Raw genomic sequence first — 13,947 nt, forward strand, 5'->3', positions numbered from 1 at the left:
TAACTTACCGTCGTCCCGGCGAAAGCCGGGACCCATAACCACAGATGTGTGTGGTTATGGAAGAACGCAGCCACAGCCTGTCGCATCGACTGAGTTCGGTGGCTATGGGTCCCGGCCTTCGCCGGGACGACATTAGGAGAGAGCATGTCGAAATCTCACGGCCCCTTGCGTGTCGGCGTCGGTGGTCCGGTCGGATCGGGCAAGACCGCGCTGATGGACCTGCTCTGCAAGACCATGCGCGATCGCTACGACATCGCGGCGATCACCAATGACATCTACACCAAATGGGATGCGGAATTCCTGGTGCGTTCGGGCTCGCTGACGCCGGACCGCATCGCCGGCGTCGAGACCGGCGGCTGCCCGCACACAGCGATCCGGGAGGACGCTTCGATGAACCTCGCCGCGGTGGCCGACATGCGCGCGAAATTTCCGGGGCTCGACCTCGTGCTGATCGAGTCCGGTGGTGACAATCTCGCTGCCACTTTTTCCCCCGAGCTTGCGGACCTCACCATCTACGTCATCGACGTGGCGGCCGGCGACAAGATCCCGTCCAAGGGCGGCCCCGGCATCACCCGGTCCGACCTTCTGATCATCAACAAGATCGACCTCGCGCCCCATGTCGGGGCGTCGCTGGAGAAGATGGAAACGGATGCCAAGCGGATGCGGGGCGAACGTCCCTTCGTCATGACCAACCTGAAGAAGAGCGAGGGGCTCGATCGCATCGTCGGCTTCATCGAGGCCAAAGGCGGGCTGAAACGCGCGGGCTGACGGGCGCGGCGACATAGCGCAGGCGTTGTCCGCCGTTAACTTCTGGGGCAAGGCCGGCCCTGCGGAACAAATTTTGGACACGGCGATTAACTACCTCCGGTGCCCGGAGCAATCTGTCCTGGCCTGACAATCGGCCGGACGAATTAAGCTTTTTGGGCAACCCAAGTTGCGTATAGATGCCTCCTCCTTCATTATCTCCGCCACTGGGGTCCACCCTGTTTCGGCACATGGCCGTTCGAGCGGCGTTCATATGCTCCGTGTTTATTGCCGACCTCCTGCTTCCGCCTGAGTAGTCGCGTGGTCCGGCTGGGTTTCATCATCGGCTTTATCGCCCTGCTCGGAGCCTTGCTCTCCGGGCTCGCGGCCTATCGCGTCCACGACCAGGAGCTGGCGCTGGACCGGATTGCGCTGGCGCGGGCGATCGACGTTCATGCGAGCCTTGTCCAGGACAGGTCGACCGAACGTGAGCTGCTGGCGCGTGTCGCCTCAGGCCTGTTCCGCGCGCCGTCGGTGCTGAAGCCCAATATGCTGGAGCCGCTGCGCTCGGCGATCTACGCCTTCAAGACCGATTTCGTGGTGGCTGGCTGGGTCGCCCGGCTTCAGCCGAACGAACTGGTTGCAGCGCAGGCCGCGATCGCGGCGGCCGGCTTCCCGAAATCGCAGATCCGCGACTACAATGACAAGCCGATCGACCCGGCCAGCCTCACTCAGCCGATCGACGTGTTGATGGACCTCGAGCCGCGCAGCGACGAGACCAAGTCGCTGCCCGGTCGCAGCTACAACCAGGACCAGGTGCGAAGTGCGATGCTGGCCCGTGCCAGGATCGAGAAGCGGTCGGTCGCCTCCGACCCGGTTCCGCTCCTGCGCGAGAATGGGCCGATTGGCGTCATCGTCGCTGCCCCTGTCATTCCCGAGGGGGCAACGGAGCCGGTCGGCTTCATCACTTTTTCCTACGAGCTCGCCTCGCTGATGCTGACCAATGACGATCTGTCGTTGTTCTCGGTCGCGCTCAAGGACCCGCGTAAGGAGGGTAGTGAGCTCATTGCCAACGATCAGGGCGTCGTCTCGACCCGCATGACCGCGACGGACGGGCCGGCGCCCTCTGCGACGCGAACCGTGAGCTTCGGTGGGCGCGACTGGCAGCTCGGCTATTACGCGAAGACCAATTCCGCGCGCCGCGCCGAGCAGACTGCGATCATCGTGGCGGCGATCGGTTTCGCCATCACCGCAATGGTGTGCGGCCTGTTCGGTTACGTCGCCTACAACAACTTAAGGCTCAGCCGCGAAATCCAGGTGCGCATCGGCTTCGAGCGGCGGTTGACGGCAGTCATCGACGAGCTGAATCATCGGGTGAAGAACATCCTCGCCGTGATCCAGTCGATCGTGACGCGCACGCTGCGCCACGGCTCGGACATCGATGTTGCGCGCGAGCTCCTGATCGGTCGCATCCACGCCATGTCCAACGTGGTTTCGCTGCTCAGCGAAAGTCAGTGGCAGGGCGTCAAGCTGAAAGGCCTGTTCGAGGCGCGCGCGATTCCCCATGCCGATCGCATCGCCGTCAGCGGCCCGGACATCGCGGTCAGCGCGCGCGCTGCGCAGAGCCTGTCGCTGCTGTTCTTCGAGCTCGCCTCGCATTCCGACGAAGGCTTGTCGCTGGTCGGCAAGCACCCGCATATCACCGCCAACTGGACGGTGACCGGGGAAGCCCCCGAGGTCTTCCAGTTCCGCTGGGAGGAGTTCAACACCAGCGAGGCGACGCGCCGCCCGGATTCCGATTTCGGCCTGATCCTGCTCGACCGCGTCGCGCCCGAAGCGCTCGGCGGCACCGCCAAGCGCTACTTCACCGACGTCTCCTACGTCTACGAACTGACCGCGCCGATGGATACGGTCGTCGACATGACCGAGCGCGACCGCACGGAAAAGCTTTCGCAGCCGGTGAAGCCGGCGCGGTAGACGCCTCGACTTGCGCTTCAGGCAGAGGTCGGCCGAGCCGCGATGGCGGTCATCTCGAGTTTGACGCCCGGACCGAGATCGGCCACACCGACGATGGCGCGCGCCGGCAGATGAGCTTCCGCGAAATGCGCCTTCCAGGCCGCATTGAATGCGGTCTTCTCGCTCAGATTCGTAACGAAGATGGTCACCTGCAATACGCTGGTCAGGTCGGCCCCAAGAGTCTTCAGGAGTTGCGACAGCTGGCCAAGTACATCGTTTGCCTGGCCAGACATGTCGACGCTCGTGTCCTCGGCGACGATTCCGCCGATGTAGAGCACGCCTCCATGCTCGACCACTTCGTGGAGCAGCCCTGCGTATGGCGAGATTCGTTTGATCATGATGAGACTGATGCTCCTGTGGGAATCGGGGCGGATGTCGAGCGCATTCAGCTACCGGCCTAGCCCTTCGGCCGCAACACCAGGTCGACCAGATTGCGCGCGTAAGCAGGCGTGATCGGCGCAATGCCGAAGACATAGCGATAGAACAGGCTGCCATAGATCGCGTCGTAGAGATCCTCCGCCGGCCCCTCGGCTAGTATGCTGCCGTCCTTTTGACCCGTGGCGATCATCTCCACCAGCGCGTCGCGGCGGAATTGCAGATAGCGCGTGTAGAACAGCTCGGCCGAGCCCGTCTTGGAGATGCATTCGGAGATGACGGCGAGCTGCACTTTGCCGAACTCGCCTTGCAATGCCTCGGCATAGGCCGCGGCATGGCGACGCGCGCGCGCCACCGGCGTGCCGGCGCTCTCAGGCGGCAGCGGCAGCATTTGCGCAGCGTGATGGAGAAAGGCGTCGATCAGCAACGCCTCCCGCGACGGCCACCATTTGTAGATCGTCATTTTGGAGACGCTGGAGTGGCGCGCGACGGCATCGATGGTGGTGGCGGCGAGGCCGGTCGCGGCCATCAGCGCATAGGCGCTTTCGAGGATGGCGTTGGTGGTCTCGATCGAGCGCGGTCGGCCGCGCCGGGGTGCGCTCTCGGCCGTATCACTCGTGCCTTTCGCCATGACCAAGCGGGTCTCCTTGCGGGGAGCCGCCATTGCTGCGGCCGCTCCGCCCCGCATAGCGCAGCTGCGGCGTCCGGCCTAGTGGAATCGCGTGAACTGACCCGGCTAAGCCCGCTGCCGCAAGGCCGCCGGCTCGTCCTGCCGCTTCGACCAGGAGATGTAATAGGCGACCGCCGTCATTGCCGCGAAGCCGGCCAGGCTCACCCCAATCTGCATCACGACCAGATTGGCTCCCGTGATCAGGATCAGATGGCCGGCGAAGGACAGGAAGACGCCGACGCAGAACACGGCAAGCCACTCCTCACCGCATTTGATCACCATCTGAAGCGGCTTCAATTGCAGGCCAGGATGGTCGGCCGGAATGAGATGCGTCGCCAGGAAGGCGAGCGCGAGGAAGTGGATCACGCGATAGGGCGCGAGGTTTTCCTTGTCGGTCGGCGAGATGTTGTTGAGCACGATATCCGGCAGGTAGGCCGACAGCGCCGGCGAATGGCGCATCAGCGTGATGCCCATCGCGAACACGAGATAGGCGCCCGCAAGCACCCGCAGCCAGCGCATGCCGTGAAGCGCGCGGCCGGACGCGCCGGTCACGGCGAACCAGCCGCCCAGCACCATCAGCATCTGCCAGCAGAACGGATTGAAGGTCCATTCCTGGTCCGGATAGGTCCGGAAGCCCCACTCGAACCAGCGTGCCGCGAAATAGAACGCGATGGACAGCGCCAGCGTCAGGTTTGGCCGTCGCAACAGCCCCCACAGCGCCAGCGGAAAGAACGCCATCAGCGGGATCATCAATTGCAGCAGATCGAGGTTCAGCGGCTCTTCCTGGAGCACGAGGCCGCGGACCAGGATGCGCAGCGGATGTTCGAGTATCCCGGAGATGTTGTAGTCACTGATGATCTCCGGTGCCATCGATTGCGAGGCGACATAGGCGATGGTGTCGATATAGATCACGAACAGCACGACATAGGCGGCGTACAGCCGCCAGACGCGGCGGAAGATGCGCGTCGCCGCGACGACATAGCCGCGCTCCAGCGACATCTTGCCGTGGATGACGGCGACGCCATAGCCCACCACGAACACGAACAGATCAGCAGCGCCGCTGAAGCCGAAGTTTCGCAGCGTCAGCAGGTTGACGACATTGTTCGGGATGTGGTCGACGAAGATCGACCAGTTGGCGATGCCGAGCGTCAAATAGAGCCTGGCGTCGTGATGGAATGCAGCGAGGTTCGCTTTGACGGACGGTTTCATCTCGGAAAATGGCTTTTGGAATCAGGGCGCTGCTTTTAGCGGCAACCACCTGCCTATCCGAGTAGCGTTTGCGTGAATAGGGACGGATTTACTGCGGCTGATGAAAAATTGCGCAAACTCCGCCGTCGAATTTCAACGAGCCTGCTCTTCCGGTCGGCGGCGCAACTTTCTTAACGCGGTCTCATCGCTACTCGGCCGGTTCGGCCGAAGCCTCATCCGATGTGCCGGCGCGGCTTGCCATGATCCCGAGCGCGACGCCGCCGATCGCCAGGATCGGCAGCAGCCGTTTGACGCCGACCGCGCGGACGATCTGGAGTGCTGTGGCGAGCAGCATGGGGTCGGCGAGCATGCTTTGTGCCGTCGACTTGGCGGCACGCTCGGCGGCGATCCGGGCGCGCTTCCGCATCTCCCGCTTGTAGCCCCAATAGCTCCCCGCCGCAGTGAGCGTCAGCAGGAAGAAGATGCCGGCGCCGGCGAGGCAGGCCTGCACCGGGCCATATTTCTCCAGGACGGAGATGAAGGCGGCTGCGCAGAGGAAGCATGTGGTGATGAAGAGCGCGAACGCGGCGCCCGCTGCGAGCGACGTCAGACGGACCGTCGTGCCGGTCGAGGCGCTGATGCCGTCGATGATGCGTTGAAACATGGACTTGCTCCTCAAAATCCCCACAAGCCAATCCCGGCGGCGCTGAGGCGCCGCCGTAACCCATCCGGCGTGCGCCTTAACGGCGCCAGACCGCGCCGATCAGGAAGCCGATGCCGAGCGCGATGCCGACGGTCGCGAGCGGCCGCTGCGTGATCGCATCTTCCAGCGTCTCTTCGATCGAGCCGTAAGCGTCTTGCGCCGCGCCCATCATCGCGCTGCCGCGATCCGACATGTCATCGAGCGTCGAATCCATGTTTTCGCGCGCCTGCTTGTAGCCCCGCCGGGCCTGCTTGCCCGTCGCGTTTGCAAACGTGTTGAGCGCGTCGGTGATCTGGTCGGTGAGGGCGGCGATATCGTTTTTCACGGCTGCTACATCCTTCTCAAGGCGTTCTGCGGTGGCTTTTTCGGTCCAGTCTCTCATCCTGGCTTCGCCGTCGGTTATTGACATTACAGGCTCCGAACTGTTGGCGGTGAGATGAGCGGAAAACGTTTCGTTGTGACGGAAGTTCCGTCGTCGAAACCCCTTACCCCTGCGGAAGCTGCGGCGAATCCGCCGGCGCGAGATGCTCCTTCAGGATCAGCGCAACGATCAGGAGCGGCGACGACAGGAATGCGCCCATCGGTCCCCACAGCCAGGTCCAGAACGCGAGAGCGATGAATACGGCGAGCGCGTTCAGCGACAGCCTGCGGCCGATGATGGTCGGCGTGACAAAGTGTCCTTCCAGGAAAGTTACGCCGCCGAAGGCGAGTGCCGTCACCAGGCCGCCGCCGATGGTGGGGAAGGCGACCAGCCCAACCACGGCCAGCACGGCGAACATCGCCACCGGCCCGATGATCGGGATGAAGTTGAGCGCGGCCGCAAGCGCGCCGAGTCCGGCCGCATTTGGCATGCCGGTGATCGCGCAGACGATGCCGGTGGCGATGCCGACGCCGACATTGATGACGGTGACGGTCAGCAGGTAGTTGCCGAGGTGAACTTCGATCTCGTTGAGGATTCGAAGCGTGCGCAGCCGCGCATCGCGATCGCTGAAATTCATGATCATCGCGCGCCGAAGATCGCGCCAGCTCGCGATGAACAGGATCAGGGTGGCGAAGAACAGCAGGAATTCGGCGAAGGTCGGCGACAGGAATTCCAGCGTCGGTTGCACCCAATCGAATTTTGGCAAGGGGACGCTCGGCAGTCCCTCGGAGCCGCCGACCATGGTCTGCAGCTCCTTCCACAGCGCCAGCGGCCGGTCGAAGACATGCGCCTTCTCCTTCAACTGCGCGCCCAGCTCCGGCAGGCGCGAGCTCCACTCCATTGCGGGCACGGTAATCAGCGCGACGACGAACGCGACAACCGTCGTCACCGCGATTACGATCAGCACGGCGCCGAGGGCGCGAGGCACGTGCCGCCGCTCCAGAAAGCTCGCGGCCGGAGACAGCATGGTGCCGGCGACGATGGCCATCACGACCGGGAGGAAGAACGCCTTGGCGGCATAGAGTACCGCGACAATGGCGATCAGGAGCAGGCCGGCGAGGGCAAAGGCGACGAACTCGGTTCGGCGGATCACCGGCGGCAGCTCGCCGTGGCTATCGGGGAGCGGTGTGCCTTCGTTCTTGCCGGGCATCAGACGTTCAGAGGGAAGGACGCGCACAATAGCTCTCCCCGCACGGAGGTGTCCGGGCGCCCGTTGGTGATCGGAAAACGCCGGGGGGCCGTTACGGTTCCATCGCGGCTTCGTGAAGTTAAGCTCGCTTGACTGTGACGTCATTGCCGCAGAGGGCGATGGAACTTGAGTCGGTTCTGCTGCGTTTGTTGGGAAGCCGCATCACTGAAGATGCAGACATTCCACGGGGCAGCACATGACAAAGTTCTCGGAAGCCCATCGCCGCTTCTCGCCGCGCGCCGTCGCCGCTTTTGCCTTTGCGACAGCTTTGCTGACGGTGCCGTTCGCAGCACAGGCCCAGACGCTCGGCTATGCGCCGATGCAGCCGCAGGGGTATCCGCAGGACCAGACCTATTCGCAGGGCTACACAAGCGAGGCGCCGCAGGCCGCCGCCGACGATGCCGCGCTGCCAGATCGGCTGCGCCGGCAGATCGTCAGCTTCGATCGCAACGAGCCGGCCGGCACCATCGTCATCGATACCGCCAACACCTATCTCTACTATGTGCTCGGCCAGGGCCGTGCCATCCGCTACGGTGTCGGCGTTGGCCGTCAGGGCTTTACCTGGGCGGGCGTGCAGAGCATCACCCGCAAGGCGGAATGGCCGGACTGGCATCCGCCGGCCGAGATGATCGCCCGCCAGCCCTATCTGCCGCGCTTCGTCGCCGGCGGCCCCGGCAATCCGCTCGGCGCGCGCGCGATGTATCTCGGCTCCAGCGAATACCGCATCCACGGCACCAACGATCCCACCACGATCGGCAAGTTCGTCTCCTCCGGCTGCATCCGCCTGACCAATGAGGACGTCACCGACCTGTTCAGCCGGGTCAATGTCGGCGCCAAGGTCGTGGTGCTGCCGAAGAACGCGCCCTTGATGGCGCGAGATGGAGACAAGGGGAGTGATTCCTGGCGCAAGCGCCCGGCCGTGACGACGCTGCCTTCGGGGCGGCAGGCGCTGAATATCTCGACGTCGGCTGTGAACTAAGAGTTGAGTGAGATTCACATGGCGAAACGTTCGATCAGCAAACTTGGGCGCAATGCGGCGGCGGTCTTCGCCGTCGCCTCTCTTGGCCTCTCTCTTGGCCTCGCGCTGACCCCGTCGGCGCATGCGGAGGATTTCTTCTCGGCACTGTTCGGCGGCTTCCGTGGGCGGCCCGCTCCGGAGATTCGTATGCCGTTCTCCAACGATGACATGCCGCGCTATGACGCGCCGCGTCAGCGCGCGGCCTATGGCGGGGGCACGGCCTATTGCGTGCGCGGTTGCGACGGCCGCTACTTCCCGGCGCAGGGCGCTGATGCCGAGAGCAAGGCGCAATCCTGCAAGAGCTTCTGCCCGACTTCGGAAACCTCACTGGTGTATGGCAGCAATATCGACAACGCCTCGACCGAGGCCGGAAAATCCTATTCCGATCTGCCTAACGCCTTCCGCTACCGCAACGAGATCGTTGCCGGCTGCACCTGCAACGGCAAGGATTCGACCGGGCTAGCGCCGGTGAAGGCGGAGGACGATCCCACCTTGCGCAAGGGCGACATCGTCGCAGGCAACGACGGCTTGGTAGTCGCCAACCGAAATGCCAACGACCGTCGCGGCATCGCGATGAACTTCTCGCCGCTACCGGAGTCCGTGCGCGCCAAATTCCGCCAGCTGCCGGTGGTGGCGAAGGAGTAGCGCGGCAGCGTGTGTGAAGCGATGCCGGCGCCTCAATCTCCGCCGTCGTCCCGGCGAAGGCCGGGACCCATATCGCGTGATCTATCGAGGGATGGCGGTCTTGGCAGCGAAGAAGGCGTAATCCGCCAAACTTCTCCCTGTGGTTATGGGTCCCGGCCTTCGCCGGGACGACACGGAGGTTGTAGCGCCAGCGTTACGCCGCCCGGATTTTGCCTAAGAAGTCGCTGACCTCGTGGCCGAGCTGGCGGCTCTGGGTCTCCAGCAGCTCGGAGGCGTGCTTCACGTTTTCAGCGGAGGCGGCTGCGGCATCGGCGTCGGCCTTGACGCCGGTGATGTTGTCCGAGACGTTCTTGGTGCCCTGCGCCGCGTATTGTGTGCTGCGGGTGATCTCCTGGGTCGCTGCGCCCTGCTCCTGCACGGCGGCGGCAATTGCGGTGGCGACCTCGTTGACCTCGCCGATGATGCCGCCGATGGTCTGGATCGCATTGATGGCGTCGCCCGCGACCTTCTGGATGTCGGCGATCTGCTCGGAGATCTCCTCGGTCGCCTTCGCCGTCTGGCTCGCCAGCGATTTCACCTCGGAGGCGACCACGGCAAAGCCGCGGCCGGCCTCACCGGCGCGTGCGGCCTCGATCGTGGCGTTGAGCGCGAGCAGATTGGTCTGCTGCGCGATGGTGTTGATGAGGCCGACGACCTCGCCGATGCGGCCTGCGGATTTGGCCAGTCCCTGCACGGTGCCATCGGTCTCGCGCGCCTGGGTGACGGCGCGGCCGGCGATGCCAGCGGCATGCGCGGCCTGCTGGCTGATGTCGTTGATCGAGGCGCTGAGCTCTTCGGCAGCGGCGGCGACACTGTCGACGCTCATCGAGGCATCATTGGACGCCTTGCCGGCGACCTGGACGCGGTCGTTGGTCTGCCGCGACACGGCCGACAGATCGACCGAGGTCTTGCGCATTGCGCCGGAGGCATCGCTCAATTCGCCGAGCGTCTTGCGTACCGCGCCCTCGAACTCTCCGACATAGGCTTCGACTGCGCGCTGGCGTGTGGCGGCGCCGGCATTGCGCTCGCGCTCGTGCTCCTCGATCTCGAGCTTGTCGATGGCTTGCTGCTTGAAGGTCTCCAGCGCGCCGGCGAGAGCGCCGATCTCGTCCTTGCGGTCGAGATAGCCGCTGTCGACGGCAAGATCGCCGCCAGCAACCTTCAGCATGGCGTCGCGGATGGTGTTGAGCGGGTGGATGACGCGGCGGCTGACCAGCATGATTGCGCCGACCGCGAGCCCGATGGCGAGCGCCAACAGCACGAGTTGCACGGTCAGTGCGCGTTGCGCAGCGCCGCGCTGCTCCACTGTGTGGGCTCTCGCAGCATCGAGGGCGCCTTCAGCAACCGCGACCGCGCTTGCCATGCGGCCGACCGTGAGCGGGCTCCACTGGTTCGCCGTCATTTCGGGCTTCTCGCCCTTGACCAGCGCATCCGCGAGGCGGTCGCGCAGAGCCAGATATTGCGGTTCGAAATAGGCAGTCTTGGCGGCGGCCATGGCCGAGGCGAGCGCCGGCGGCAACTGCATGCCCGAGGTCGACAAGTCCAGTGCCTTCCACATCGCGGCGGTGCCGCCGACATATTGGGTATAGGCGTAACGGCCCTCCGCCGTGATTTTGCCGGCGGCAAGCCCGTTGGCGACGATCAGCGAGGCTTCGCCGGCGGTGTTGCGGAGCAGCCAGGCGTTCTGCTTGATCGATAGCAGCTGGTCGATCTCGGCGTCCTGGTGGTTGACGGTGGCGGCCAGCGTGTTCGACAGCTTATCGAGCACGTCGAGCAGGCCTTGCGTCGTGTCCATGTATTCCTTCGGCAGGCCCGCGCGGCGCTGGTCCTTGGGCTTGGCGACCTCCTCCCAGAACTGCTTCTGCTCCTCGATCAGCAACTTGTTGAGGCGCGCAAGCTCCGGCACCATCGTGCCCGATTGCGGGAAGTCCTTGGTCGGCAACAGCTCGAGCGCACGTGCCATCGCCGGCATCTGGGCGTCGCGGAGCGCGCGCAGATACTTTTCGATTTCGGGGTCGAGCGGGTCGGTCGCGTTCAGGAGCCGCGTGGTGGTCGAGCGGTCGGTGCGCAGATTGTGCATCGCCTTGAACAGATCGGCGGAGGCGTCGGCGATATGCGAGATGCGGTTGGTGGTCTTGAGGCGATCCCAGGACTCGTAGGCGGTGAGCGAGAGCGCGATCACCACGCAGATCGATGTGATCGCGATCACCGCCTTCAGGAGCGCGGACACGGTCAGACGATTCAACATCGAAATCCCCCAATTCCCATTCTCAAAGGTCGCAAACGGCGCCCGGCAACATCAGAAAACAGGGGGGCGCGACAGCATCGGCAATTGCATACCGTTCGCGGCTGGCGAGATACGGTTTAGGCATCTGAAACGAAAAGGGTAAAGTTTTAGGCAGCCAGCCTGCTGGTAGAAGTACGCATTTACTAGAAGTTGCAATGGGTTGCCCGAATGGAACCGACGCGAGCAACAGGCGTTAGGATACCGTTAGCAATTTGCCTGAAGGGGGCCCTGCAATGTTGGTCGGCGTACTCGTCACCTTTCTCGTCATCATCCTCGTGCTCTATCTCATCAACATGCTGCCGATGGACGGCCGCGCCAAGCAGATCGCGCGCGTCGTCGTCATCATCATCGGCATCGTGTCTCTGCTGAAATATCTCGCGGTGTTTTAGCGGGCGCGGACGGATCCCCAAACAAAAAAGCCCCGGCGTGAGCCGGGGCTTGCGGTGTTTGTATGACCAGCCTCAGCCCGCCGCCTTCTTAGCCAAGCGCCTTGGCCTCGCGGCGGCGCGCGGTGAGGATGTATTCGGTGTAGCCGTTCGGCTGCTCGCGGCCCTTGAAGATGAGGTCGCTGGCCGCCTTGAAGGCGACGCCGTCGAATGACGGCGCCATCGGCTTGTAGATGGCATCGCCCGCATTCTGCTTGTCGACGACGACGGCCATGCGCTTCAGCGATTCCATCACCTGCGCTTCGGTGATGACGCCCTGGTGCAGCCAGTTGGCGAGATGCTGGCTGGAGATGCGCAAGGTGGCGCGGTCTTCCATCAGGCCGACGTCGTGGATGTCGGGCACCTTGGAGCAGCCGACGCCCTGGTCGATCCAGCGCACGACGTAACCCAGAATGCCCTGGCAGTTGTTGTCGATCTCCTGCTTGACGTCGTCCGGCGCCCAGTTCGACTTCGACACCGGAATGGTGAGGATGTCGGAGAGCTTTGCGCGCGGACCGCCCTTGGTCAGCTCCTGCTGGCGCGCGGTGACGTTGACCTGGTGGTAGTGCAGCGCGTGCAAGGTCGCCGCGGTCGGCGACGGCACCCAGGCGGTGGTGGCGCCGGCCTGCGGATGCGCAAGCTTCTGCACCAGCATGTCCGCCATCTTGTCGGGCGCCGCCCACATGCCCTTGCCGATCTGGGCGTGGCCGGGCAGGCCGTCGATCAGGCCCATGTCGACGTTCCAGTCCTCATAGGCCTTGATCCAGGCCTGCGCCTTCATCTCGTTCTTGCGGATCATCGGACCCGCTTCCATCGAGGTGTGGATCTCGTCGCCGGTGCGGTCGAGGAAGCCGGTGTTGATGAACATGATACGCTTGGAGGCGCGCTGGATGCAGGCCTTGAGGTTGACGGTGGTGCGCCGCTCCTCGTCCATGATGCCGACCTTGAGTGTGTTCTCAGGCAGCGACAGCATCTTCTCGACATGGTCGAAGATCTCGCAGGTCAGCGACACCTCGTCGGGGCCATGCATCTTCGGCTTGACGATATAGGCAGATCCGGTGCGGCTGTTCTTGGTCTTCGAGTTGCCTTTCAAGTCGTGGATGGCAAGAAGCCCCGAGACGGCGGCATCGAGCAGGCCTTCGGGAATTTCCTCGCCCTTCTCGTCCAGCACCGCGTCGGTGAACATGTGGTGACCGCAATTGCGCATCAGCAGCAGGCTACGGCCGTGCAGCTTGACCTCGCCCTTGCCGTCCGGTGTCTTGTAGCTGCGGTCGGTGTTGAGCGAACGGGTCAGCGTCTTGCCACCTTTCTCGAAATCGGCCGACAGCGTGCCGTTCATCAGGCCTAGCGTGTTGCGATAGACCAGCACCTTGTCTTCGGCATCGACGGCGGCAACCGAATCCTCCATGTCGAGGATGGTCGACACGGCAGATTCCATGATCATGTCTGCGACACCGGCCGGATCGTCCTTGCCGATCACGCTGTTGCGGTCGATCTTGACCTCGACATGCAGGCCGTTGTTGCCGAGCAGCACCGCGGAAGGTGCTGCCGCCTCGCCCTGGAAGCCCGCGAACTGCGCGGCGTTCTTCAGCGCGGTGGCATTGCCGCTCTTCAGCTTCACCGCGAGCTGGCCCGCGACCACGCTATAGGCCGTGACGTCGGTGTGGCTGCCGGTCGCGAGCGGCACGGCGGCATCGAGGAACGCCTTGGCCTTGGCAATCACCTTGTCGCCGCGCGCCTTGTTGTAACCCTTGCCGCCCTCGGACGGATCGTGCGGGATGGCGTCGGTGCCATAGAAGGCATCATAGAGCGAGCCCCAGCGCGCATTCGCCGCGTTCAGCGCATAGCGCGCATTGGTCAGGGGCACGACGAGCTGTGGGCCGCAGATCTTGCCGATCTCCTCGTCCACATTGATGGTCTCGACCTTCTGCGTCGCAGGTTCAGGGACGAGATAGCCGATCTCCTTCAGGAAGGCTGTATAGACATTGAGGTCGAACGCCTTGCCCTTGTTGGCGCGGTGCCAGTCGTCGATCTTGGCCTGGAGCGTGTCACGGACGGCGAGCAGCGCGCGGTTCTTCGGCCCCAGCTCCTTGATGATGGCGGCAAGCCCGGCCCAGAACGCATCCGGCGCGATCCCCGTTTTCGGGGCCGCTTCCTTGGCGATGAAATCGAACAGGACGGGGGCGATTTTCAGTCCGTGGGCATCGACGCGTTTCATGGTGGTCTT

The 13,947-nt window shown here is 64.0% G+C and carries 13 protein-coding genes; 5 read left to right on the forward strand and 8 right to left on the reverse strand.

The features are described 5' to 3' along the window. The first annotated feature begins 144 nt into the window (after window positions 1–144). Window positions 145–768 (forward strand): urease accessory protein UreG, encoded by a 624-nt coding sequence (ureG, locus tag UP06_RS10830; protein WP_045002523.1) that lies wholly within the window; start codon window positions 145–147, stop codon window positions 766–768. A 297-nt stretch (window positions 769–1,065) separates the two neighbouring features. Continuing rightward, window positions 1,066–2,721: a CHASE domain-containing protein gene (locus UP06_RS10835; RefSeq protein ID WP_045002524.1), complete on the forward strand. Its 1,656-nt coding sequence runs from the start codon at window positions 1,066–1,068 to the stop codon at window positions 2,719–2,721. A 17-nt stretch (window positions 2,722–2,738) separates the two neighbouring features. Here UP06_RS10835 and UP06_RS10840 read toward each other — a convergent pair whose 3' ends face one another. The 6 genes from UP06_RS10840 to UP06_RS10865 form a co-directional block, all read right to left on the reverse strand. Next, window positions 2,739–3,098, reverse strand: a complete 360-nt coding sequence (locus UP06_RS10840; RefSeq protein WP_045002525.1) for a RidA family protein — start codon at window positions 3,096–3,098, stop codon at window positions 2,739–2,741. Window positions 3,099–3,157: 59 nt separating this feature from the next. After that, complete coding sequence (locus UP06_RS10845; protein WP_045002626.1) at window positions 3,158–3,766, reverse strand: TetR/AcrR family transcriptional regulator; 609 nt, start codon at window positions 3,764–3,766, stop codon at window positions 3,158–3,160. 105 nt (window positions 3,767–3,871) lie between these two features. Next, window positions 3,872–5,014 carry an OpgC domain-containing protein gene (locus UP06_RS10850; RefSeq protein WP_045002526.1) on the reverse strand — a complete coding sequence of 381 codons (1,143 nt, stop codon included), beginning with the start codon at window positions 5,012–5,014 and terminating at the stop codon, window positions 3,872–3,874. Window positions 5,015–5,201: 187 nt separating this feature from the next. Then, complete coding sequence (locus tag UP06_RS10855) at window positions 5,202–5,657, reverse strand: hypothetical protein (RefSeq protein ID WP_045002527.1); 456 nt, start codon at window positions 5,655–5,657, stop codon at window positions 5,202–5,204. 76 nt (window positions 5,658–5,733) lie between these two features. Then, the gene (locus tag UP06_RS10860; protein WP_045002528.1) at window positions 5,734–6,105 is read right to left on the reverse strand and encodes an ElaB/YgaM/YqjD family protein; all 372 of its coding nucleotides are present in this window, start codon (window positions 6,103–6,105) and stop codon (window positions 5,734–5,736) included. A gap of 76 nt (window positions 6,106–6,181) precedes the next feature. Further along, the gene (locus UP06_RS10865) at window positions 6,182–7,294 is read right to left on the reverse strand and encodes an AI-2E family transporter (protein WP_045002529.1); all 1,113 of its coding nucleotides are present in this window, start codon (window positions 7,292–7,294) and stop codon (window positions 6,182–6,184) included. A gap of 208 nt (window positions 7,295–7,502) precedes the next feature. On the opposite strand from UP06_RS10865, the gene UP06_RS10870 reads away from it, so the two are divergent. Both UP06_RS10870 and UP06_RS10875 read left to right on the forward strand, forming a co-directional pair. Beyond that, on the forward strand, window positions 7,503–8,285 hold the full coding sequence (locus UP06_RS10870; RefSeq protein ID WP_045002530.1) for a L,D-transpeptidase: 783 nt from the start codon (window positions 7,503–7,505) through the stop codon (window positions 8,283–8,285). 18 nt (window positions 8,286–8,303) lie between these two features. Then, on the forward strand, window positions 8,304–8,969 hold the full coding sequence (locus UP06_RS10875; RefSeq protein WP_045002531.1) for a DUF2865 domain-containing protein: 666 nt from the start codon (window positions 8,304–8,306) through the stop codon (window positions 8,967–8,969). A 193-nt stretch (window positions 8,970–9,162) separates the two neighbouring features. Here the strand turns inward: UP06_RS10875 and UP06_RS10880 are convergent, their stop codons facing one another. After that, complete coding sequence (locus tag UP06_RS10880; protein ID WP_045002532.1) at window positions 9,163–11,256, reverse strand: methyl-accepting chemotaxis protein; 2,094 nt, start codon at window positions 11,254–11,256, stop codon at window positions 9,163–9,165. A gap of 272 nt (window positions 11,257–11,528) precedes the next feature. Between UP06_RS10880 and UP06_RS40695 the strand changes: the two genes are divergently transcribed. Continuing rightward, on the forward strand, window positions 11,529–11,684 hold the full coding sequence (locus UP06_RS40695; RefSeq protein ID WP_084292245.1) for a Thivi_2564 family membrane protein: 156 nt from the start codon (window positions 11,529–11,531) through the stop codon (window positions 11,682–11,684). Window positions 11,685–11,772: 88 nt separating this feature from the next. Here UP06_RS40695 and UP06_RS10885 read toward each other — a convergent pair whose 3' ends face one another. Then, on the reverse strand, window positions 11,773–13,938 hold the full coding sequence (locus UP06_RS10885) for a malate synthase G (protein ID WP_045002533.1): 2,166 nt from the start codon (window positions 13,936–13,938) through the stop codon (window positions 11,773–11,775). Window positions 13,939–13,947 lie beyond the last annotated feature (9 nt).

It is taken from the genome of Bradyrhizobium sp. LTSP857 (assembly GCF_000938285.1).
GTDB lineage: Bacteria > Pseudomonadota > Alphaproteobacteria > Rhizobiales > Xanthobacteraceae > Bradyrhizobium.

Coding starts and splice junctions, on each gene's coding strand:
- UP06_RS10880 (WP_045002532.1), bottom strand. CDS start 11,256: ATGTTGAATCGTCTGACCGTGTCCGCGCTCCTGAAGGCGGTGATCGCG.
- UP06_RS10860 (WP_045002528.1), bottom strand. CDS start 6,105: ATGTCAATAACCGACGGCGAAGCCAGGATGAGAGACTGGACCGAAAAA.
- ureG (WP_045002523.1), top strand. CDS start 145: ATGTCGAAATCTCACGGCCCCTTGCGTGTCGGCGTCGGTGGTCCGGTC.
- UP06_RS10840 (WP_045002525.1), bottom strand. CDS start 3,098: ATGATCAAACGAATCTCGCCATACGCAGGGCTGCTCCACGAAGTGGTC.
- UP06_RS10850 (WP_045002526.1), bottom strand. CDS start 5,014: ATGAAACCGTCCGTCAAAGCGAACCTCGCTGCATTCCATCACGACGCC.
- UP06_RS10885 (WP_045002533.1), bottom strand. CDS start 13,938: ATGAAACGCGTCGATGCCCACGGACTGAAAATCGCCCCCGTCCTGTTC.
- UP06_RS10875 (WP_045002531.1), top strand. CDS start 8,304: ATGGCGAAACGTTCGATCAGCAAACTTGGGCGCAATGCGGCGGCGGTC.
- UP06_RS10870 (WP_045002530.1), top strand. CDS start 7,503: ATGACAAAGTTCTCGGAAGCCCATCGCCGCTTCTCGCCGCGCGCCGTC.
- UP06_RS10855 (WP_045002527.1), bottom strand. CDS start 5,657: ATGTTTCAACGCATCATCGACGGCATCAGCGCCTCGACCGGCACGACG.
- UP06_RS40695 (WP_084292245.1), top strand. CDS start 11,529: ATGTTGGTCGGCGTACTCGTCACCTTTCTCGTCATCATCCTCGTGCTC.
- UP06_RS10845 (WP_045002626.1), bottom strand. CDS start 3,766: ATGGCGAAAGGCACGAGTGATACGGCCGAGAGCGCACCCCGGCGCGGC.